The 20,798-nt window shown below is 60.9% G+C and carries 23 protein-coding genes; 18 read left to right on the top strand and 5 right to left on the bottom strand.

Annotation, left to right across the window (positions count from 1 at the left end):
- The first annotated feature begins 103 nt into the window (after nt 1–103).
- From bioB to FHU29_RS15980, 8 genes are all read left to right on the top strand, one after another.
- Nucleotides 104–1,135: a biotin synthase BioB gene (gene bioB / locus FHU29_RS16015; RefSeq protein WP_064441449.1), complete on the top strand. Its 1,032-nt coding sequence runs from the start codon at nt 104–106 to the stop codon at nt 1,133–1,135.
- Nucleotides 1,136–1,230: 95 nt separating this feature from the next.
- Entirely contained in the window at nt 1,231–1,419 is a 189-nt protein-coding gene (gene bsaP, locus FHU29_RS16010; RefSeq protein WP_064441556.1) for a biotin synthase auxiliary protein BsaP, read from the top strand.
- A 153-nt stretch (nt 1,420–1,572) separates the two neighbouring features.
- Nucleotides 1,573–2,025: an ATP-binding protein gene (locus FHU29_RS16005; RefSeq protein ID WP_064441450.1), complete on the top strand. Its 453-nt coding sequence runs from the start codon at nt 1,573–1,575 to the stop codon at nt 2,023–2,025.
- Nucleotides 2,012–2,770, top strand: a complete 759-nt coding sequence (locus FHU29_RS16000; protein ID WP_064441451.1) for a SigB/SigF/SigG family RNA polymerase sigma factor — start codon at nt 2,012–2,014, stop codon at nt 2,768–2,770. The genes FHU29_RS16005 and FHU29_RS16000 overlap by 14 nt, the downstream gene beginning before the upstream one ends.
- A gap of 115 nt (nt 2,771–2,885) precedes the next feature.
- Nucleotides 2,886–4,238 carry an ATP-grasp domain-containing protein gene (locus FHU29_RS15995; RefSeq protein WP_064441452.1) on the top strand — a complete coding sequence of 451 codons (1,353 nt, stop codon included), beginning with the start codon at nt 2,886–2,888 and terminating at the stop codon, nt 4,236–4,238.
- Nucleotides 4,189–6,246, top strand: coding sequence for a CocE/NonD family hydrolase (locus tag FHU29_RS15990; RefSeq protein ID WP_064441453.1), 2,058 nt, complete (start codon nt 4,189–4,191; stop codon nt 6,244–6,246). The genes FHU29_RS15995 and FHU29_RS15990 overlap by 50 nt, the downstream gene beginning before the upstream one ends.
- 93 nt (nt 6,247–6,339) lie before the next feature.
- Entirely contained in the window at nt 6,340–7,056 is a 717-nt protein-coding gene (locus FHU29_RS15985; RefSeq protein ID WP_232323029.1) for a HemK2/MTQ2 family protein methyltransferase, read from the top strand.
- Nucleotides 7,040–7,270 carry a CDGSH iron-sulfur domain-containing protein gene (locus FHU29_RS15980; protein ID WP_074390902.1) on the top strand — a complete coding sequence of 77 codons (231 nt, stop codon included), beginning with the start codon at nt 7,040–7,042 and terminating at the stop codon, nt 7,268–7,270. The genes FHU29_RS15985 and FHU29_RS15980 overlap by 17 nt, the downstream gene beginning before the upstream one ends.
- A 2-nt stretch (nt 7,271–7,272) precedes the next feature.
- Here FHU29_RS15980 and FHU29_RS15975 read toward each other — a convergent pair whose 3' ends face one another.
- Nucleotides 7,273–8,328 carry an iron-containing redox enzyme family protein gene (locus tag FHU29_RS15975; protein ID WP_183377586.1) on the bottom strand — a complete coding sequence of 352 codons (1,056 nt, stop codon included), beginning with the start codon at nt 8,326–8,328 and terminating at the stop codon, nt 7,273–7,275.
- Between the two features lie 227 nt (nt 8,329–8,555).
- On the opposite strand from FHU29_RS15975, the gene FHU29_RS15970 reads away from it, so the two are divergent.
- Together FHU29_RS15970 and FHU29_RS15965 are read left to right on the top strand one after the other, a co-directional pair.
- Entirely contained in the window at nt 8,556–8,903 is a 348-nt protein-coding gene (locus tag FHU29_RS15970) for an STAS domain-containing protein (RefSeq protein WP_064441454.1), read from the top strand.
- A 35-nt stretch (nt 8,904–8,938) separates the two neighbouring features.
- Nucleotides 8,939–9,661: a GAF and ANTAR domain-containing protein gene (locus FHU29_RS15965; protein WP_232323030.1), complete on the top strand. Its 723-nt coding sequence runs from the start codon at nt 8,939–8,941 to the stop codon at nt 9,659–9,661.
- 35 nt (nt 9,662–9,696) lie between these two features.
- Here FHU29_RS15965 and FHU29_RS15960 read toward each other — a convergent pair whose 3' ends face one another.
- On the bottom strand, nt 9,697–9,993 hold the full coding sequence (locus tag FHU29_RS15960; protein ID WP_064441455.1) for a hypothetical protein: 297 nt from the start codon (nt 9,991–9,993) through the stop codon (nt 9,697–9,699).
- Between the two features lie 107 nt (nt 9,994–10,100).
- On the opposite strand from FHU29_RS15960, the gene FHU29_RS15955 reads away from it, so the two are divergent.
- Nucleotides 10,101–10,907, top strand: a complete 807-nt coding sequence (locus FHU29_RS15955; protein ID WP_064441456.1) for a glycosyltransferase family A protein — start codon at nt 10,101–10,103, stop codon at nt 10,905–10,907.
- A 55-nt stretch (nt 10,908–10,962) separates the two neighbouring features.
- Here the strand turns inward: FHU29_RS15955 and FHU29_RS15950 are convergent, their stop codons facing one another.
- Nucleotides 10,963–12,030 (bottom strand): baeRF2 domain-containing protein, encoded by a 1,068-nt coding sequence (locus tag FHU29_RS15950; protein WP_064441457.1) that lies wholly within the window; start codon nt 12,028–12,030, stop codon nt 10,963–10,965.
- A gap of 6 nt (nt 12,031–12,036) precedes the next feature.
- The gene (locus FHU29_RS15945; protein ID WP_064441458.1) at nt 12,037–13,578 is read right to left on the bottom strand and encodes an FAD-dependent oxidoreductase; all 1,542 of its coding nucleotides are present in this window, start codon (nt 13,576–13,578) and stop codon (nt 12,037–12,039) included.
- Between the two features lie 195 nt (nt 13,579–13,773).
- Between FHU29_RS15945 and FHU29_RS15940 the strand changes: the two genes are divergently transcribed.
- The 7 genes from FHU29_RS15940 to FHU29_RS15910 all read left to right on the top strand — a co-directional run bounded on the left by FHU29_RS15940 (nt 13,774) and on the right by FHU29_RS15910 (nt 19,842).
- Nucleotides 13,774–15,018 (top strand): glycosyltransferase, encoded by a 1,245-nt coding sequence (locus FHU29_RS15940; protein ID WP_064441459.1) that lies wholly within the window; start codon nt 13,774–13,776, stop codon nt 15,016–15,018.
- A 94-nt stretch (nt 15,019–15,112) separates the two neighbouring features.
- Complete coding sequence (locus FHU29_RS15935) at nt 15,113–15,316, top strand: CsbD family protein (protein WP_064441460.1); 204 nt, start codon at nt 15,113–15,115, stop codon at nt 15,314–15,316.
- Nucleotides 15,317–15,368: 52 nt separating this feature from the next.
- The gene (locus FHU29_RS15930; protein WP_064441461.1) at nt 15,369–15,755 is read left to right on the top strand and encodes a hypothetical protein; all 387 of its coding nucleotides are present in this window, start codon (nt 15,369–15,371) and stop codon (nt 15,753–15,755) included.
- 2 nt (nt 15,756–15,757) lie between these two features.
- Nucleotides 15,758–17,131, top strand: coding sequence for a cytochrome P450 (locus FHU29_RS15925; protein ID WP_083962438.1), 1,374 nt, complete (start codon nt 15,758–15,760; stop codon nt 17,129–17,131).
- Nucleotides 17,131–18,336, top strand: coding sequence for a D-arabinono-1,4-lactone oxidase (locus tag FHU29_RS15920; RefSeq protein ID WP_064441462.1), 1,206 nt, complete (start codon nt 17,131–17,133; stop codon nt 18,334–18,336). Before FHU29_RS15925 ends, FHU29_RS15920 begins: the two co-directional genes overlap by 1 nt.
- Complete coding sequence (locus tag FHU29_RS15915) at nt 18,333–18,710, top strand: sensory rhodopsin transducer (protein WP_064441463.1); 378 nt, start codon at nt 18,333–18,335, stop codon at nt 18,708–18,710. Before FHU29_RS15920 ends, FHU29_RS15915 begins: the two co-directional genes overlap by 4 nt.
- 25 nt (nt 18,711–18,735) lie before the next feature.
- On the top strand, nt 18,736–19,842 hold the full coding sequence (locus FHU29_RS15910) for an FUSC family protein (protein WP_064441464.1): 1,107 nt from the start codon (nt 18,736–18,738) through the stop codon (nt 19,840–19,842).
- On the opposite strand, the gene FHU29_RS15905 is transcribed toward FHU29_RS15910, so the two are convergent.
- On the bottom strand, nt 19,832–20,791 hold the full coding sequence (locus FHU29_RS15905; RefSeq protein ID WP_064441465.1) for a TIGR03885 family FMN-dependent LLM class oxidoreductase: 960 nt from the start codon (nt 20,789–20,791) through the stop codon (nt 19,832–19,834). The genes FHU29_RS15910 and FHU29_RS15905 overlap by 11 nt on opposite strands.
- Nucleotides 20,792–20,798 lie beyond the last annotated feature (7 nt).

Genomic DNA, 20,798 nt, shown 5'->3' with positions numbered 1-20,798 from the left:
TGTGGTGCGTCACCCAGGACGGTGCGTACCACTTATCGATGTGCGAGACATGTGCGACAGCACCAAACTGGTGTGGCGCGCAGGATAACGAGGAGAGATCTTAGTGACTCAGGCACCAGTTCAGTCCGCTCAGATCAGCAAAAATGACATTCTTTCCGAAGCGCGCGAGCAGGTGCTTGAGCGAGGGGAACCGCTCCGGCAGGAGCAGATTCTCGAGGTACTGCGACTGCCTGAGGAGCGGCTGGAAGAACTGCTTGAGCTCGCTCACGATGTGCGCATGCGGTGGTGCGGCCCTGAGGTCGAAGTTGAAGGAATCATCAGCCTCAAGACGGGCGGCTGTCCGGAAGACTGCCACTTCTGTTCGCAGTCGGGCCTTTTTCAGTCGCCGGTGCGTTCCGCCTGGATTGACATCCCAAGTCTCGTTGAAGCGGCGAAGCAGACTGCGAAAACCGGTGCCACCGAGTTCTGTATCGTCGCCGCGGTGCGCGGTCCTGATGCCCGTTTGATGTCACAGGTCAAAGCTGGCATTGAGGCGATCCGCAACGAGGTCGAAATTCATATTGCGTGCTCTCTCGGAATGCTGACGCAAGAGCAGGTTGACGAACTCGCCGCGATGGGTGTGCACCGCTATAACCACAACCTCGAAACCGCTCAGTCGCACTTCCCGAACGTCGTGACCACCCACACGTGGGATGAACGCTGGGACACTCTGCGGATGGTGCGGGAAGCAGGCATGGAGGTGTGCTGTGGTGGCATCCTCGGTATGGGAGAAACCCTCGAGCAGCGGGCGGAGTTCGCCGCACAGCTTGCCGACCTCGAACCTGATGAGGTTCCGCTGAATTTCCTCAATCCGCGTCCCGGTACCCCGTTCGGGGATCTCGAGGTTCTTCCCGCAACGGAAGCACTGAAGTCGATCGCCGCTTTCCGGCTTGCGCTGCCACGCACGATTTTGCGTTTCGCGGGTGGCCGTGAGATCACCTTGGGTGATCTTGGTGCAAAGCAGGGGATGCTGGGCGGCATCAACGCCGTAATTGTCGGCAACTACCTCACGACGCTCGGCCGTCCAGCCGAATCAGACATCGATTTGCTCGGCGAACTCGAGATGCCCATCAAGGCTCTGAACGCCACGATCTAGGAGCATAGGACGTGATCACTGCTGGGCTGCCGGACAAGTCGCGGGCTGCTCGTGAGGTTCCTGCTAAGGGCGGCGGGCCGCTCGGCGGTGAGCAGATCTACAACGTGTACACCGGGAAGCTCCTGACTGAAGGCGCGGCGCTGCCAAGTGCCGCGCAACTTGGGCTCGAGCCGCCCAGATTCTGCGGGCAGTGCGGCCGCCGAATGGTGGTGCAAGTTGACCCGGTTGGCTGGTGGGGACAATGCTCACGTCACGGCAGGGTGTACAGCAGCGAGATCGGTTAACGTTCTTCAACGACACCGCGCAACGGTGCAGCCCCGCACTTTACGGCCGACTAGGTAAACTGCGCACGTAGACGGGTCGCTGACACGTGGCGAGCGGTCCAATGTACGCTTGAATTGGCGCCCTGCTCGCAAGACCCTGGTTGGGGGAGATACGTGACTGCAGCAAACAGAAGCGAAATTCACCGTGACGCTACGGTGAGGGTCGCCGTGCGCGCCGACCTGGAGTACCTCCACGTTTTCCGCGGCGTCGCTGAATTGATGTCAGCCTCAGCGGGATTCGATTACGACGCGACGGACGATCTCCGACTCGCTGTCGACGAGATCGCCGCAACGCTGATCGAAATCTCTGCCTCAGATTCTGATGTTCTTTGCGAATTCCGGGAGAACGGCTCGGGTCTCCACGTCACGATGACGGCGGACTACGCTGTTGCGCCACTGCCTAACCCCAACAACTTCCGCTGGCATATCGTCAAGACGCTGACGGATGAACTGAGCTGGGATGAGGACTTAGACCCGGCGCAGCGCGACGGGGCAGATGGGGTGCGACCGAAGACTGTGGTCCGGATTGTGAAACGGAAGGCTCCCAGCCCCCGTGGAAGATCCTAACTACAAGGAGGTCCCACAGCTCATAGCCAAACTGCGCAACGCCGAGCACAACGGCGATGAAGCAGATGAGTTGCGGCACCAGATAATCGCCCAGTGCATGCCTCTTTCCGAGCACATATCGCGCAGGTTCGCTGGCCGTGGAGAGCAAATAGATGATCTGCGGCAGGTGGCGCTTATTGGGCTTATTCACGCCGTTGACAGGTTCAAGCCTGAAGTGGGCGACGATTTTCTAGCGTTCGCCGTACCGACAATCATGGGTGAAGTGCGCAGGCATTTCCGTGACACGCGCTGGGCTGTACGTGTTCCGCGGCGCCTGCAAGAAGTGCACCTCGCTATCGGCGACGCGACCGCTGACCTTGCCCAGCGACTAGGGCGAGAACCGACCTCTCAGGAACTCGCTTCCGCTTTGGACATCACTGTCGAACAGCTTGAACAGGGGAGGCTCGCGGGCAGTGCGTTCAGTGCGCAGTCAGTCGACGCAACGCGAGGCCAGGGCGACGAATCGCAGCCGCTTCTGGACACTGTCGGTGAACCGGACATCCACTTCGAACAGTTCGAGAATCATGAGGCCCTTCGAGCAGCGCTCGATGGACTGCCCGCGCGAGAACGAAGCATCATTGTGATGCGGTTCTTCGGTAACAAAACCCAGGCCCAGATCGCGGAGCACCTCAGCATCTCTCAGATGCACGTATCCCGGCTGCTGGCAAAAACGCTGAAACAGTTGCGTGTGCGCATGGGGGAGTAAGTAACCCGGGCTTTCGGAGTTTGACATTGACATTCTCGGGTACGCCAATGCTCACTACCGTCGGCGGCGGGGCGGGATCTTCGTCGCCTGTGCCTGCAAGGGAGAGGGGTCGAACATGTCTTTGAATGTGCTCGTGCCAGGCATGACTGAGGCACAACATCGGCTGCTCGCAGATCTCGAAGCGTCACGAGACGTGACCTTTCATCCGCTCCTCGACTATGAACGGCTCGTCGCCGCTGAGGACATAGATATCGAAAAACTCCTGGCTGACGCCCGTGAGGAAATCAGGACTTTCGATCACGGCATCGACGGAATTATTCCGCACTGGGATTTCCCCACCAGCGTGATCGTCCCTATCCTCGCAGCTGAACTGGGCTTGCGGGCGCCCACACTGGAAAGTGTGTTGCGCTGCGAACACAAATATTGGAGCCGTATCGACCAGCGTGCGAGCATTCCGGACGTCGTGCCCGATTTCGAGCTCGTAGATCCGTTCGACGACGAAGCCGTGCACAATCTCTCGCTTGACTATCCATTCTGGCTAAAGCCAGTCAAGTCCCATTCATCGAGCCTCGGATTCCGCATCGGGAGTGACGAAGAATTACGGAACGCTCTCGCGAAGATTCGCGAAGATATCGGCGACATCGGCGATGCGTTCAATGTGGTCCTCGACAAGGTCAGCCCCCTTCCGCCCGAAGTCCGTGACGCTGCTGGCTCTAAGTGCATCGCGGAAGTTCTTCTCACCGGACATGAGTTCGCGATCGAAGGTTGCGTGTCAGGGGGAGAAGTGCTGGTCCACGGCACCTTCGACATGGGCATCGAGAAGGAGACTCATTCACTCGATTCGTTCGTGTATCCCGCTGAGCACACTCCCGATGAAGTGCAGGAAAGAGCTATCTCCGCTGCGCGCGACTTTTTGACACACGTGGGATTTAACGATGGCTGCTTCAACGCAGAGTTTATCTGGAACAAAGAAGCCGACAAGGTGTGCTGCGTCGAAGTGAACACCCGCATCTCGCAATCGCACACCGCGCTGTTCATGAAGGTAGATGGAGCGCCCAATCACCTGGTGGCACTCGACGTAGCGCTGGGCCGGAAACCAGAGTTCCCGCACCATAAAGGAACGTGCGGTGTTGCGGCCATGTGCTATCTGACGACCACTGAACGAGGGATCGTGACGAAGGTTCCCACGTCCGGGGAGATCTATGCGATTTCGGAGACCTTTCCGGAGACCATCGTGGAGCTGGGAGTGCATCCCGGGGATGTTCTTGAGCATATCGCTCACCAGGACCCGTATCGGTATCGGCTCGGCACCCTCACGATCGGAGCGGAAACTGCGAGGCAATTGCAGGGCGTGTACGAAGCGTGTGTATCTCAGTTGCTTTTCGAGATAAAGAACCCCAGCGATGAGGAGAAAACGGATGGAACACATCACGAATTTTCCGCACGCGATCAAGTCGAGGGAGAATGAGTTCATCCCTGTGCGTGACGGCGCTCAGTTAGCGTCACGCATCTGGATGCCAGAGGGCGCTGAGGACAATCCGGTTCCAGCGATTCTTGAGTACATTCCCTACCGCAAGCGCGATGTCACGCGTGGCAGGGATGCCCTGAATCACCCGTACATCGCTGGCCACGGCTACGCCTGCGTCCGGATCGACATGCGCGGCAGTGGAGATTCGGATGGCGTCCTCGAGGACGAGTACCTCGATGCAGAACACACGGACGCGGTTGATGCGATTGCCTGGATCGCTCGGCAGCCATGGTGTGACGGCAACGTCGGCATGATGGGCATTTCGTGGGGCGGCTTCAACAGTCTCCAGGTTGCCGCGAAACGGCCCCCTGAACTGAAAGCGATCATCAGCGCGTCAGCGACCGAAGACCTGTACGTCGACAACATGCACTACATGGGCGGATGTCTGCTTTCTGACAACCTCTCGGAAGCCACTGTGATGTTCGCCTTCAATAGCTTGCCGCCTGATCCGGAAATCGTCGGTGATCGGTGGCGCGAGATGTGGCACGAACGGCTCCGGGGCAGCGGCCTGTGGATCGAGAAGTGGCTGCGCCATCAGCATCGCGACGACTATTGGAGACGAGTATCGATCAACGAGGACTACGGTTCGATTCAATGTCCGGTCTTCGCGGTGGGCGGCTGGGCTGACGGCTACACCAATGCCATCTTCCGGCTACTCGAACACCTGGAGGTGCCGTGCCGAGCGCTGATCGGGCCGTGGGGGCACAAGTACCCCCACACTGGCGTCCCAGGTCCTGCGATCGGGTTTCTCGATGAGGTTGTCCGCTGGTGGGATCACTGGCTGAAAGGCCGTGATACCGGTTTGTCTGCCGAGCCCGCGTTACGCGTGTGGATGCAGGATTCAGTGCCACCACGAACGTCCTACGGGGACCGGCCCGGCCGGTGGGTCGCCGAGGAGGGCTGGCCATCGAGCCGGATCTCTGAGAAGCGGCTGCAACTCGGTGAGCGGTCACTGATTGGGATGAACGAAGTCACCGAAATCGCTGAGCGCAGGGCGGATAGTCCAACGAACGTGGTGCAATCACCCCTCAGTGTCGGCATGTTCGCAGGCAAGTGGGCGTCGTATGCCGCGCCGCCCGATTTGCCGTCGGACCAGCGGGAGGAAGATGGGGGTGCGCTGGTCTACGAAACGAGCCGACTTACCGAAACCGTCGAGATTCTCGGGTTGCCCAGGCTGCTGCTGGCCGTATCTGCAGATAAACCTAACGCGATGGTCGCGGCTCGCCTGTCCGATGTGGCCCCCAACGGTGAAGCAACGCGTGTTACCTATGGGCTACTCAATTTGACGCACCGGAACGGGAGCGCGAATCCCGAGCCTTTGGAGCCGGGAAAGACCTACCGCGTGGAATTACAACTGAACGGTGTGGCACAGTCCTTCCCCGCTGGACACAAGATTCGCTTGGCGCTGTCGAGTTCTTACTGGCCGTTGGCGTGGCCATCCCCTGAAGCTGCGACGCTGTCGATTGAGCCTGACCACAGCGAATTGGTGCTGCCGGTACGTCCCCCGGCACCCGTCGATGAGTCTTTGCGGGCCTTCGGACCGCCTGCGGCGGCACCGGAGCTGGCCACGACGCGTCTGATTGCGCCCGAGCATCACTGGAAGGTCACGCGTGATCTGGCGTCCGGAGACTCGACCCTCGAAATAGTCAACGATCAGGGCGAGTTCCGCATCGATGAGATCGGCACGGTAGTACGCCGAGCGACCACGGAGTGGTTCAGCTTTGCCAACAACGACGTCCAGTCAGTGCGGGGCGAGACGCGCACCGTGCGGCGATTGTCACGAGGAGTCTGGCAGATTGAGGTGAGGACGCGCACGGTGATGACCTCGACCAAGACGGACTTCCGAATTACCGCCGAACTCGATGCGTGGGAGTTCGACGACAAACAGGGCGACCGTCGCGTCTACTCCGAGAACTGGGAGCGCGAAATACCACGCAGTCTCGTTTAGTGCTTCTTCTGGCTGCGGAGTTGAGGTTTCCTTGCCAGCTTTCGGGGTAATCCGCGCAGTGAACTAATTCCGCTCGCACACCCGGAGGTGCTGGTGACCCTGGAACTAGAACGTGGCAAAGACGCCACAGTTGCCCCATCCCAGCACGCCGCACCGCTGGGACCGAAGGTGCTCCGGCTGCCTGGGGTCTACCGACCCCAGGAGGATACGATGCTGCTCGCGCGTGAGTATCTGCGCAGTGGCCTGGCCGGCCGGGGATCGGTCCTCGACGTATGTTGCGGAACCGGCTATTTGTCGCTGGTCGCCGCGTGGAGTGGCGCGCGAACTGTGACTGCGGTGGACACATCTGCGCGCGCTGTCTGGTCAGCGCGCGCTAACGCACGTCTATTCAAAGCTCCTGTGAATGTGGTGCACAGCGATCTCGCGGCGCTACACCCGACGCGGAGTTACGATGTTGTACTTGCTAATCCGCCCTATGTGCCCTGGTTTGGGGGTGGCGGTGCCGGGCCATGCGCTAAGTGGGATGCGGGTGCTGACGGCCGGGCGGTCATCGACTCACTGTGTGCATCGGCCGGTCGACTGCTCGCACCGAAAGCTACCTTGCTTATGGTGCATTCGGCGGTCAGCGATCCAGGTAAGACCGTGGCGATGCTCAGCGAGGCGGGACTTACCGCTACGGTGACCGCGCATGAACACATCCCTTTCGGTCCAGTGATGCGCAGCCGGGCAGCAAAGTTGCGCGCAGCTGGCTACCTGCTGCCAGAACAGACACTTGAGGAGATTGTGGTTGTCCGTGCAGACAAACAATGAGGACGTGTGTCGTGTGCGCTACACCGTTGATGGGCCGTTGCTCGTTCCAGGTCCGGTAACCGTCGAACTGCCCGACGGTCGCGTCGCCACTTCGGATCGGGTTGTGGTGGCGCTTTGCCTCTGCAAGCGCAGCCGGATATTTCCTTTCTGCGATACGAGCCACCGACGAAAGGGTAGGTCGCAGGGTGCAAAGGGGATCCAGCCGGGAACGTGAAGTCACACGCTCCGCAAGCTCGACTCTCCCGCGGACCAGCTGGTGAGAAGTCGGTCCGCGAAGCGCTCTTCCAGCATTGCGCTTGCCTGGATGCCGAAGCTCACGTCTTCGGCCAAGTCAGGCTCGGCCCGAATTAGTTCTTCTACGACGTCCTTGCGCATCAACTGCTCATGCACGGCGTCGGCTTCGATGTGCTCGCGATAGAAGTGCATACAGGTTTCCGGCGCGCCGAGGCGGCTTAGTGCGTCCACCATGACTTTTGCGCTCGGTCCCGTCGTGATCTCGGCGGCGGCGAACAGACCTACCAGTGCGCCGCGATGCGCCCTGTGCAGCCCGCACAGGGACATCAAGTTGACGGTTGCCAGCGTTTCTGACGGAACGTTGTCCAGATAAGCGAGGTAGCGCGGGTTCAGCCCGGCCGCCTCTAGCAGATTCCCGAAAAGTCGCGAGTGCATGCGCGCGGCGCTGCCACCGCCGTACTCGTCGAACTCCACGGCCACTATTGCTGCTTTAGGCCTGCCCGTCAGCCGCGGAATCACCCACGCATGGGGATCAGCCTCTTTCAAGTGATAGATCGACCGCTGGATGAAGAACTCACGCATCTGCTCCCAGGTGCCGTCATCACGGAGGAAGTGCCCGACGCTGCCGTCCTCTGCCGGGGCCGTGCAGAGCTCCTCCAGCGCCTCAATCGGATCGGTCAGTCTGATTCTTGTGCGCAGGGAGGTCAGAAACCGATCTTCGAGAGCTGCGCGCAGCCACAACAGCTCTGGGTACCACTCCCACCTCTCGTCGATACCACGGAAGCCCTGATAGTGCAGTTCGTAACAAATTGTCAGGGCGAGCTGCGCATCCTCACTGAACGGATCGCAGCTAGACGCCAGCTGGGCCAGAGCACGCAGCTCAGGATCGCTGCGATGGATGTTGCCTTTCGCGAACAATTCGAGGAGCCCAAAGGAGAGTGGACCGCGTTCTCTGGGGAGACGCGGAGGCGAGGACAGAAATGTTTCGCTCGCCACGTCCTCAGGGAAGCCAGGCAGGGCCAGAGCTCGATCTTTCATGTCAGTGGGTGTGCCCACTCCAGGGTGGCACTAAACCCTGTTGAGCACGTTCCACGTGCCTAGCTTGCGGGTGCGTGCCGTAGTGTCATAGATTCGGACATGGGGTTGAGCCAGCAGCCCGAATTGGTGCGGAATGTGCCGAGGGCAGCGGTGTGGCCGTTACATCGAAGTAGGGCGCGTGCTGGGGCAGTAGGCGGATTTCCGCGATTCTTTGGTAGGAGCTGAAGATGACCTCAGCCGTCCGGCGTTGGGGTGCTGCGTGGTGTGTGGCGATCTTTCCCCGTCATGGAGAAACCGGAAGCGAGGCTCGAACCTCCGGGTATGCGGTCGAGATACACGGAGAACTCGATGCTGCGTCGCGCCAGGAACTAGGCGTGCAGCTCAGAAGGATGCTGGAGTTCGGCGCGCCGGTAACGCTCGATCTGACGCATCTGAAGTTCTGCGGTGTCGCTGCGATCGAGGAAATATTGCAGGTCGCTGACCTGGCTCGACATTCGGATGTCAGTCTGTCGATTATTGCGCCTGACACGCTGGCACCATACTTTGCGCTCAGCGAGGATATGCGTGACCGATGAGTGACTACCCTGGATAAGGGATTGAGGTGAGCAGTGTGAGCGACGGTTGCGACGTACATCTTCGTTTAGCTGAACTTGCCCGTGACATGCACGGGCGGTCGAGCGCGAGTCTCGACTCAGTACTTGAACAGACCACGCGCGCCGCCCTCACTCACGTGCCCGGCGCTCGTCATGCGGGTATAACCCTCATCACGGGCCGTCACGAGATCAAGTCGGTCGCACCGACTGACGGATACGCGGCACTGCTTGACGCCATCCAGCGGCGCCACGATGAAGGGCCCTGCCTCGCATCAGCCTGGGACCATCAGATGGTGCGCACGGACGATTACACGAAGGATCAGCGGTGGCCAAAATTCACCGCTGCGGCGCTGCGTGAGACTCCGGTCCGCTCCTCCGTGTGTTTCCAGTTGTTCACCCAGAACCAGCTCCTCGGCGCTCTCAACATTCACGCTGATCAGCCTCACGCGTTCACCGAGGCGGCCGAGGAAGTCGGGATGGTCCTTGCCACCCATGCGGCTATTGCTTTGGGGACGGCCCGCCGAGACGGAGAATTTCGGAGCGCACTCGCTACCCGTGACCTCATTGGGCAGGCTAAGGGCATCCTGATGGAGCGATACAAGATCGACGCGACGGAGGCGTTTCAGTTGCTCGTGCGACTCTCACAGGAGACGAACAGGCGGCTCGCCGAAGTCGCCGGTGAGTTTGTCACCACCAACCTCGATGAGGCCGCCCCCCAGGGTGTCCTGGAACGGGACTGATGCCGCCAAGGCAGGCACTGAACCGTGCGCGCATGTCAGATGTCCAGCGGCCCTTTGCCTTCAGCTGATACCTGCCGGTCACTGCTTTCCGGGTGGCTGTCTTGCTTTCGGCTTGCCTGCCACCGCCACAACCCGCCGCCGACAATCAGTAAGACGAGAGCGCACGCCGCAGCAATCCAGGCGAGCGCTGCTTCACCAGAAGCCGCCGCGATGAGGCCAAGCGGAATGGCGACAACGGCGAGGGCTATCAGTAAATAGCCAAGGCGTGCTAGCGCACGTCCGGCTGACGAAGGGAAAGCTTCATCGCGGCCGGCGTACTCGGGTTCCTTCATGGTTTCCTCCAAACGTCGGACTGAATCGGGGTTCCCGTTTTGCCGAGGTCCAAACGTGCGTGCACCATGAACAGTTTGGCCACGGTGCCAGTGGGTAGGTGCCTACTATGAGCGCAGAAGACCGGATAGGGCGCGAAACCTACGGTGATACGACCGTGGTCGTCGCGACTCGCGATCGAGCTTCTGAGCTAGCCCGAACTCTGAGCCATCTCGCGCAGTTGCAGCCCGCGTGTCCGGTGATAGTCGTCGACAACGCTTCCACTGATGACACGGCTGCGGTGGTCGAAGAGTGTCAGCGAGACTTCCCCGAAAATCTCCTCACTTACATCAGGCTCCGCAAAAACAGGGGAGCGGTTGCACGTAACTATGGAATCTGGCGTGCTCGCACGTCGCTCGTGGCTTTTTGTGACGACGATTCATGGTGGGAGCCTGACGCTTTGCGGCGAGCGGAAACCATCTTCGCTGATCATCCGCGGGTTGGACTCATCGCCGGGCGAGTTCTAGTGGGCGGAAATGAGGAAGAAGACCCTGCCAACAGGTTGATGGCGAACAGCCCGAGGCCGCGCTCTGCGGACTCTCCGGGCCCCGAAATCATCGGCTTTCTCGCATGTGCATGCGTAGCGCGCGCAGTCGCGCTCCGAAAGTGCGGCGGGTTCAACGCGGTCCTCGATTACGTCGGAGAGGAGCGTATGCTCGCCTACACACTTGCTGCTGATGGCTGGACACAGTGCTATGTGGACGCTGTTGTTGCCCATCACTATCCAGCGGAACGCCCTCCTCAGCTGCGGAATCGCCACGCACTAGTGGAGCGCAGGGCACTAACCCGCCTCGCAGCTGCACTGCTGGGTGCAGCGAAACGGCTCCCACTCGCGAATCTGATATGCAAGCGAACACGCCAGGACACGGATGCTTGAATAAAGCCAGCGGCGGGCGCTTGCGCACCCGCCGCACCTGGCTGGACTCTTCCGCCTATTGGTCGCTCACATCGAGCGCGGGGGCGCGCAGGATGGCGCCGAACCCGTCGCGGAACTTGACGTCGTCCTTCTTGCACACAATCACATCGCTGCCCTGATGAATCGCTGCCGCGATCACGGCATCCTCCTCGCGGCTGTCGCCGTCGACCGGGGCTGGCTGCGTTTCGTCGGAGGGACGTGCAACCAGAAGGGTGTCAACATTTGCCTGCTGCACATTGGCCGCGATGATTCGCATGCCATCGACCGCGAACCCTGATGCCCGGCCAGATTCGATGCGGAAGCGTTCGAGGGCTTCGGCGACCTTCTCAGTGCGCCGCTGCTGCACAATTTCGTTGATCGCGTCGGCAAGCCGAGCATGGTCGGCGCCGTCAGCGCGGCCACCTTCGGGCACCGCGTGGGTCAGCTTCTTGACATCATCTGGCAGCAATCGTTCGATACCTGTCCGCGCTTGCACTTCGCCGCTGATCACGAGCATCGAGGGGCTGACCTGCCGAACGACTCGCGCCAGATAAGTTGCAGTGTCCCGGTAGTTCCGGTCGATCATCTCTTCTGTTCGCTCTTCGACATGAGCCCAGCTGAAGCGATCGCCGACGTTGGCTTTGTGTATCGGGTGCCGGTCCATGTCTTCTGAGTCGAAGTCGAGCGCACGGCCGTACTCGTCGATAAAGCTCACATCGACACCAGTACGATCGACCTCCGCGAGCAGAATGGTGTGCTCAGGTGCCCCGAACTCGAACAGGGGCAGCAGATGCGGCATGACCGAGAACCGCACATCGGGCAGCGCGGGCACGACGGGAAGTTCCTCGTCAACAATTACTCCGGACTCGCCCACAACGAGCGCCCTGCCGCGACTGCCAATTGGCGGTTTGCGGTCGGCGAGATCCAGTACGCGAGCCACCAATTCGTCGGGAGCCTCCTGCTTCCGCAGTTCGTCGAGCACGGTTCGCCATTGAAGCTCGCGGGCCTTCCCCGAGTCCTCGGTGTTCTTCGAATCGTCGACATAGATCGAGGCGAACGGACCGCGAGCAGAGTCGAGTCGCTTCTTCAAAGTGGCTGTGTTCATTCAGTTTCAGCTTCCTTTCCATTCTGGTGAGGGGGCCGCCGCCAGGTCACGAGTGGCGGGCCCTTCGAGTAAAGTTCCGTCAGCATTGAACCTGGAACCGTGCAGGGGGCAGTCCCACGACCGTTCGGCAGAGTTCCAGCACAAGAGCGCTTTCAAGTGAGGGCAAATCGCTGACACCGTCCGCGTTTCGCCATCAACAGTGCTGGTCGCGACGGGCTTGAGTTGATGCCGATGGACGACGCCCTCGCCCTCAGCGGGAGCCTGCGGCAAAGTCCGTGCTAACTGTGCCCAGCTCTTAATGGCGTTCATGCCGACCTTCGCGTTTGTCGCTGTGAAATTTGGCAAACGCCGGACCGCGAGTGAACGCTGACTATCGAACAGTTCCGTACCCGGCAAAGTGCCGCCGGACTTTGCCGCGCTGCCAGAAATGCGCTCCGCAAGAATGCGGCCTGCCGCAACGCCGTTGGTCATTCCCCATTTCGCGTACCCGCTGGCGATAAGCACCTTGTCGCTCGCGGGCGTGAGCGCACCGACCACGGGCAGCCCATCGACACTCGAGTAGTCCTGTGCTGACCATTGCTGAGTGGGGGCGACCTCGGGGAAGTAATGACTTGTCCACGTCAGAAGGTCGCGGGCACATACACGCGTGTTCGCTGCGCGCCCAACGACGTGCCCATTGCCCCCGACAAGCAGATGTCCGGGAGCGGAGCGCAGCGAACGCGTAGGAGCCACCTCAGGAGAATCAATGGACACGTACATCCCTTCCGGCTGCAGTGTTCCACTGGGTACCGCAAACGCAGCGAGGTACGAGCGCTGTGGCTCAAGTTTGGCGAAGAATCCGCCACGATCAAGAATCGGAGTTCCCGTCGCGAGCACGACCCGATCGGTGACGATGTCACCGTGAGTTGTGTGCACCGTGAGAGTGCCGGAAGTACTGACCCCTTCGGCGCGGATTCCCTGGTAAATACCTCCTCCCAGCTCACGAATCTGCGATGCGAGCGCGTCGGCCAACTCGACTGGATTGAACTGCGCCTGATCATTGAGTCCCACGAACCCGGCGATCGGGAAGGGCGCGAAATCCAGGGGGGCACCACGGGAGGAGTCGACCTTCAGCCCAGCTGCGCTCGCAGCGTCAGCTTCGCGTTCGAGCGTTTCGAGAGACGAGTCGTGTTGCGCAATCGTGTATGCGGCTCGAGTCTGTATCTCTACACCCGCACCGGCGCAGAACTCGCGCAGCCATGACAGTGCCGACTGGTTGACCGCCACATATTCACGAGCGGCCTCGCTTCCGTGTTCTCGCACAATCTCGCTGGTCTTCGCGCCTTGCAGGCAAGAGGCTTTCGCGGTGGTAAGTCCTGTCGTGACCTCGGCTACACCGCGAGCATCAAGCACTGCAACGCGCAGACCGGCTCGGGCGCATTCTAGGCCGCACACCAGGCCCGTGACCCCGGCGCCGACGATCACCACATCGGGTTTCGTGGATGTGTCGACGGTGTGGAGTTCAGCGGCGGCGGGTGCCTTCCTCGTTTCGAGCCAAAGCGATGTCATGGATACGGGGTACCGCGCACACCGCCCAGATAATCATTGATGCCGGGAGTTTTTATCATTTGCGGCGAGATGTTGATGTTTGACAGGCAGCACCGGTGGGTAGACGCATTCGTATGGCAGAGGGGTGCAGCGGACTCTCGATTCTCGTACTGCATGTGCGGTCGGCACTCGCACCTGATACGAGGAAGGTGGGACATGCGGATCGCGATGGTTTCTGAGCACGCCAGCCCGCTAGCGAGGCCGGGAACTGTCGACTCTGGGGGCCAGGGTGTCCATGTGGCGGAGTTGTCCGCAGCACTCGCACGCCGGGGTAATGAGGTTGCGGTGTACACCAGACGTGAGGACCCGGACGTCCCGGAGCGCATCCGGGTCGACGCCGGTTATGAGGTCGTCCACGTTCCGGCTGGCCCCCCGCGAACGGTTCCGAAAGACGAAATCCTCCCTCATATGACAGATTTCGCACGTTACTTGAGGCAGGACTGGGAGGTTCGCGCACCCGACATCGCGCACGCGCACTTCTGGATGTCCGGCATCGCAACGCAATTGGCTGCGAGGGCGCTGGGGACGCCCACAGTGCAGACTTTCCACGCTCTGGGGACCGTGAAGCGGCGATTCCAGGGCGCGGCGGATACGAGCCCCGAAGACCGGATCCGGACCGAGCGTGTCGTCGCGAAGGCCGCTTCGCGGATCATCGCCACGAGTTCTGACGAAGCCTTCGAACTCGGCAGAATGGGAACACCACGCGCCCGTATCTCGGTCGTGCCGTCCGGAGTTGACTTGAGTCTCTTCACGCCTGACACGGAACCGTCTGATGGCGCCAGAGACCGGTCAAACCAACCGAGTTCAGCAGTGAAGCGAATTGTCTCGGCTGGAAGGCTTGTGCCGCGCAAAGGTTTTGACATTGCCATCCGGGCAGTCGCCGCATTGCCTGATGTCGAACTTGTCATTGCGGGAGGCCCGGCCCACGGACTTCTCAGCGAGGACCACGAGGCGCAGCGGCTGAAGGCACTCGCAGACGATCTGGGCGTGGCTGATCGAGTACATCTGGTAGGACACGTTCCACGGGAGTACATGCCGAGTCTGCTGCGTTCTGCCGACGTGGTCCTCTGCACACCATGGTACGAGCCGTTCGGAATGGTGACCCTAGAAGCGATGGCGTGCGGAGTGCCGGTAGTCGCACATGCGGTTGGCGGAATCCTCGACACGATTGTGGACGGGGTAACGGGAATGCTCGTACCTCCCGACCGTCCACGGTTGCTGATCAACGGTCTTCGGGAGATCCTCGGCCACCCTTCAGTGGCGGAAGGATGGGGCATTGCTGGGCGGGATCGCGCCGTAGCCCGGTATTCCTGGGAACAGGTCGCGCAAGAGACGGAGCGCGCGTACGCCCGCTCCATTCCAGTTCCGAAGGGAGCGCTCAGCCGCTCATCGGCACACTGATTTTTTCCTGTTTGTGGGGTTTGCCTGACCTGATGCCGGGTAGGCAGGAGGTGACACGGGGACTGCCGGTGTCACCCAACAGAAAGGAATGTTCATGTCTGACTTCTCTGATGAGATCAAGCACAAGGCCGAGGAACTGAAAGGCCGCACGAAGGAAACTGCCGGCGAAGCTACTGATGACCAGCAGTTGAAGGATGAAGGTACGGGCGACAAGGTCGCGGGGAAGGCGAAACAGGCAAAAGACAAGGCTGCAGACGCCGCGAAGAAGGCAAAGGACGCCATAACTCCCGACAACTAGGTGCCCAGACGGATCCGGCCAGATCAGCAAATCCGTAGCGTAGGGGGTTGAGATGAGAAAGAAGGGTACAAAGAAGGGCCTGCTCGCGGCAGCTTGTGCGCTCCCGTTAGCACTCGGCGTGGCCGCATGTGGCGATGACGAGGTGACGACTGACGACGGACTCAACGGTGACCAGCTCGGCGAGACGTGGGATGACGCGCAAGAAGAAGTCGAGGGGATCTGGACCACCGGCGGTGATACGAGCTGCTCGGACTTCATCGAACAAGATGAGGATGAGCAGTTAGAAACGGTCACGGCCTATCTCGAGGACGAACTTGACCGGACGGTCGAACCCAATGATCCCGAGGTGAACGACACGACGACGCGTCTCCTTGAGGTGTGCGAGGATCCGGCTGAGGCAGACACCGCGATCCGTGATGCGGACACCGGGGGCATGTGACTATGACCTCCCTGAAACCGGAAAAAGGTAAGCAGTGGGAGGTCAACCGTTCTGGCGGCGAGCATCAGGTGAGTGGTGTGAAAGGGCTTGCGCTGATGGCGCAACTCGGCACGCCTTCGCTGGCGTCAGGGGTCATTGCACGGCGTCGGCCGGTAATGGCGCTGCTGGAGAAAATCCAGGCGGATGCGCCCGGGGTACAGAAGGTCCGGGAGCTCCGGAAGGAGCACGGACCTGAGCCGGTCGAGGTCTCCGTGTTCGGGCGCCGATTCGCGGTGATTCTCGATCACCAAGATGTTGGCGCGGTGCTAGACGGCGCCCCAGAACCGTTCCACCCAGCAAACAGGGAAAAACAGGCAGCACTTTCGGTATTTCAGCCGCACGGATCCCTGATTTCGGAGGGCACGGAGCGGACTCGGCGGCGTGAGACAAATGAACGTGCGCTGGGAATGACCGACGAGATCCACGAGAATGCAGAGGGTCTGGTCAAATGCGTCGTGGAGGAAGCGCAACAACTATGCGATCGTGCGCGGATCGTCGGCAAGCTCGATGCAGACGAGTTCAATCGAGCGTGGTGGCGAGTAGTTCGGAGCGTCGTCCTCGGCCCGGCTGCTCGTGACGATGAAGAACTCACTGACATGTTGTGGAAGCTGCGTGGGAACGCGAATTGGGCGTATTTCCGCCCGAGTCGCCGACGCTTGCGCGAAGAGTTCACTGAACGGCTCCACCGTTACGTGGACAACGCGCCAGCAGACTCGCTTGCCGCATCTCTGCCTGGAGTTGGTGACCGCGAGGAAGAGGTAGGGCAGATCCCGCACTGGCTGTTCGCTTTTGACGCAGCTGGTATGGCATCAATCCGTGCTCTGGCTCTCCTCGCGGCACATCCAGAAAAGATGAAGGCGGCACGCAGAGACGCCGAAACCCTCCGAAGCGGAACTCCACAGCTACTGCCGTACCTGCGTTCCGTTGTCCTCGAGTCGGTTCGGTTGTGGCCGACTACGCCAGTGATTCTTCGCGACACTACGGAAGACACCCATTGGCAGCGCGACGGCAAGGGGGTGACGATCCCGTCGGGTGCGGCGATCCTCATCGTCGCAGCGGCTTTTCACCGCGACGAGGCCAAGTTCCCGTTTGCGGACCGGTTCGAGCCGGAAATTTGGCTCGACGGCCGCGCACACAAGGAACCGTCCCTGGTTCCTTTCAGCGGGGGCCCAGCTGAGTGTCCAGGCAGGAACGTAGTGCTGCTCACGACAAGCACGATGCTGGCCCAAATGGTCAGCACGGCAGCATTCGAGCTTGTTTCCGAGCCGAAACTATCGCCAGCTGAAGACCTTCCCGAGACCTACAACAATTTCGGGATCGAGTTCGCGGTCAGCTGATGGAACGTTTCGTCAACTGGTCAGGAAGCCTCGCGTTCGATGCCGAACACCTTTGTCAGCCCAGTTCTGAGCAAGAGGTCATCGACATCGTTCGTGAGGCACTTGATCGGGGTGGTTCCATCCGCCCAGTGGGGTCGGGGCATTCTTCGACACCGCTGGCCGAGACTGGGGACACGCTGATTTCACTCGGCAGAATGTCGGGGCTCGTGGGTGCCGACAAAAGTAACGGCCGAGCCACATTGCTGCCCGGAACCGGTCTCGCTGATGCCGGTTCTGCACTGGCAGAGCATGGACTTGCCATGGAGAATCTTGGCGACGTCGACTATCAGTCCCTTGCGGGTGCTATTGGCACAGGCACGCACGGCACAGGCCGGAATCTGGGGAACTTATCCTCCACCCTCGCGGGTGGAACGCTGGTAACAGGGACTGGCGAACTGGTGCGATTCGGGGAAGGCTCCGATGACGCGCGTGGCAGGACTCTGCTCCGCGGGGCGCAGGTAGCGCTGGGGGCTCTGGGGATATTGACGTCGCTGACCTTGCGGGTGCAGCCAGCTTATGACCTACATCGCCTGAACTGGATGACACATATCGACTGGGTTCTTAGCCACTTCGAAGAACTGTCACAGACGTGCCGTCATGTGGATTTCTACTGGTATCCGCGCAGCGATCGCGCACAAGTTCGTGTTCTCACAGTGCCGGGCGACGAACCAGTGATCTCTCCGCCCGGCTATCTAAAGAAGGATGTGCAGGGCCCTTCATACGAGGTCATACCGAACTTCCGTGATCTGAAGTTCGACGAAATGGAATACATGCTTCCGCTCGAGAACGGGCTCGAGGCTTTTCGCCGTGTGCGCGAGCGCGTGAAGGAGCGGCATCGGGACAAAGTAGGGTGGCGCGTTCTCGTTCGGACCGTCGCGCCGGATGACGCAATGCTGTCGAATACGCCGCAGCCGACGATGACGATTGCGCTACTCCAGAACGCGAGTCTTGACCACGAGACCTACTTCCGGGATATGGAGGCGCTTTTCCTCGATTGGGGCGGACGTCCCCATTGGGGCAAGAAGCATTACCGAAACGCGCCTGATCTTCGGAGGATGTATCCGGACTGGGATGACTTCCTCGAACTGCGGCAGGAGTGCGACCCTGAAGGAGTCTTCATGAATGACTACCTCGCCGAACTCTTCGGGCTGCAGGGGGCGTCGTGACAAATAGTCCAATCGGCCACCGTCGGTGGGCGTTCACCGCCGGGAACATCCCAGCGCACGGGACGGGTCCTGAACCAGAGTTCACGAGCCGCGATGAGCTATGCATTCTCAATGCGGGCTCCGCGGACGCATGCGCTGCAGTGACGGTCTATTTCGCTGACCGTGACCCGGTTGGCGCGTACCGGATCATGGTGCCCGCGGCCCGCGTTCGTCATGTGCGGATCAACGACCTGATCGAGCCGGAAGCGGTACCGCTCACTGTGCCCTACGCGATGGTCGTTACCTGCGGAGCACCAATCGTTGTTCAGGTGCGTCGGCTCGATACCAGGCAGTCTGCGCTGGCGCTGGCCGTAGACTCCGGCACGCCTGTGTGAGACGCTCGGCGAGCTGAGGTCCGCGATGAGAGTTGCAGCAGCCAATGTGCGTAAGCATGCGCCGCTGCTTGTGTTAGCGGCGACCTCAGCCGGTCTCGCCTACCTCATCGCCGTTCTGTCATTCGGGGAAGAGGGGGCTTTTTTCGCGCCGATTGCCGCCGTCATCGTGACAGGCCTGACGGTAGGGCAGCGGCGACGGCGCGCTGTTGAGATTGCCCTCGGAGTTCTGCTTGGGGGTGCCGCAGCGGATGTGCTCGTGCGGGTCGCGGGCGTGGGCGCGTGGCAGCTGGCAGTGGCGGTTCTGGTGGCCGTGACCATTGCCGTCGCTATCAGACCGAGTCCCTTGCTCGTTAACCAGGCTGCGGTCGCCGCGGTGGTTGTGATCGCAGTCGGCCCGTTCTTGGATGTTTCGCCCTGGATCCGGCTCGCCGATGCGGTCATTGGGGGGTTCGTCGCGCTGGTGCTCACCGCTATCTATCCGGGGAACCCGGTTAACGCCGTCGTCGACTATGCGGAAGAGTACGTAGGCCGCCACGCTGCAATCGTGAACGAAGCGGCAGAAGCAATCGACACCCAGTCCTTGCAGCGAGCGGATCTCACGATTGAGCGGCTGCCAGAACTGAAGTATGCGGCGGCCGCACTCGACGATTCAGTGACGGCGGCCCGGGAGCGGCTAGCCAGCGCGACCTTTCTGCGGAGCCGGGGCCAGCGTGAGAGTGCGCGCCGCGCGCTGGCGCGAGCGGAAAGTCTGGTTATATCCGTTGAAGCGACCGCCGCCACCTGCCGCGGAGTGTGCAGGGCGGTCTCCAATGCGGTCCGGCACGCCCGTGACCCCTACGACGTTAGTTTGTCGCCGGCGCTATTCCGGCTCGCCCGTGTTATCTGTCTGATTCCGGATTGGATAACAGGGGCGCTGCCAGAACATGAACTACGTGAGGCCGCGCTGAAGGCGGCTAGGGAAGCGTCGTACGCCCAGCACGATCTTCCGGGCACCCGACACACCCGCACTGTCCTCATCATGCAAATCCGCTCCGCAGTCGTGGATATCCTGCAGCTGACCGGCGCACCACGTCCGGAAGCAGTAGCTCAACTCGAGGCCGCCGCAGGCGAAACAGACGACCTCAGCCTCTAAGCTGGGGCAGGACATTCTCGCCGAAGGCGTCAATGAATCGTGCCTGCTCCTGACCCACGTGGTGAAGATAGATTTCGTCGAAACCAAGTTCTGCATATTGCTGGATCCACTCTGCGTGACGTCCGAGATCCGGCGAGATGTTGACGCTCTGCTCGAGAGTGTGGTCTGAGACGTATTTGGCGCGTTCCTCGAACTGCTCTGGTGCAGAAAGCTCGGCCATCTCCGGCGGGTCAAGAACGTTGGTGCGCCACTGATCGTTTGCGATTCGCCAGGCTTCATCAGAGTTTTCTGCCCAGCTCAAATGGACCTGCAAGACTGCTCTGCCTGACGGATTGTGCTCCCGAAACGCCTCTAACATGCCTTTGAGGCCGTCAAGGGGCTGGTTGACGGTAATGAGGCCGTCGACCGCGGGCGCGAAGCGGTGGGCCGTTTCGGTCGTGAGCGCGGGAATCAGCACTGGCACGGGCTTATCGGGAAGGTCCCAAAGCCGAGCTTCCGACGTTCGGATATGACGGTGATGGGTCACGGTTTCACCACGCAAAAGACGACCGATGATGTCTATCGCTTCTTCTAGAACGACCTGCCGTACTTCCTTGGGTGGCCAGGCCTGGCCGGTGACTCGTTCATTGAGGTGTTCCCCGCTGCCTGGCGCGAACCAGAAGCGTCCAGGAAACATCGTGCCCAGCGTTGCCGCCGCGTGCGCAAGTACCACGGGGTGGTAGCGGTAACCGGGCACTGTGACCACCCCAATCGGAAAGCGGGTAGCGCCGAGAGCTGCTCCCAGCCACGACCACGCGAACCCGGAATGCCCCTGGGCGTGTGACCACGGCTCGATGTGATCCGAGCACATCGCGCCAGCGAATCCTGCCGCTTCGGCGCGCTGAACATCCTCGAGCAGCTGCTGCGGACTGATCTGTTCGTGTGAGGCGTGGAAGCCGATGCGGCTCAATGGTGAC

The organism is Hoyosella altamirensis (genome assembly GCF_014191505.1).
GTDB lineage: Bacteria > Actinomycetota > Actinomycetes > Mycobacteriales > Mycobacteriaceae > Hoyosella > Hoyosella altamirensis.
Note: the sequence above shows the minus strand (reverse complement) of the source record. Positions and strands in the feature narration are given on the sequence as shown.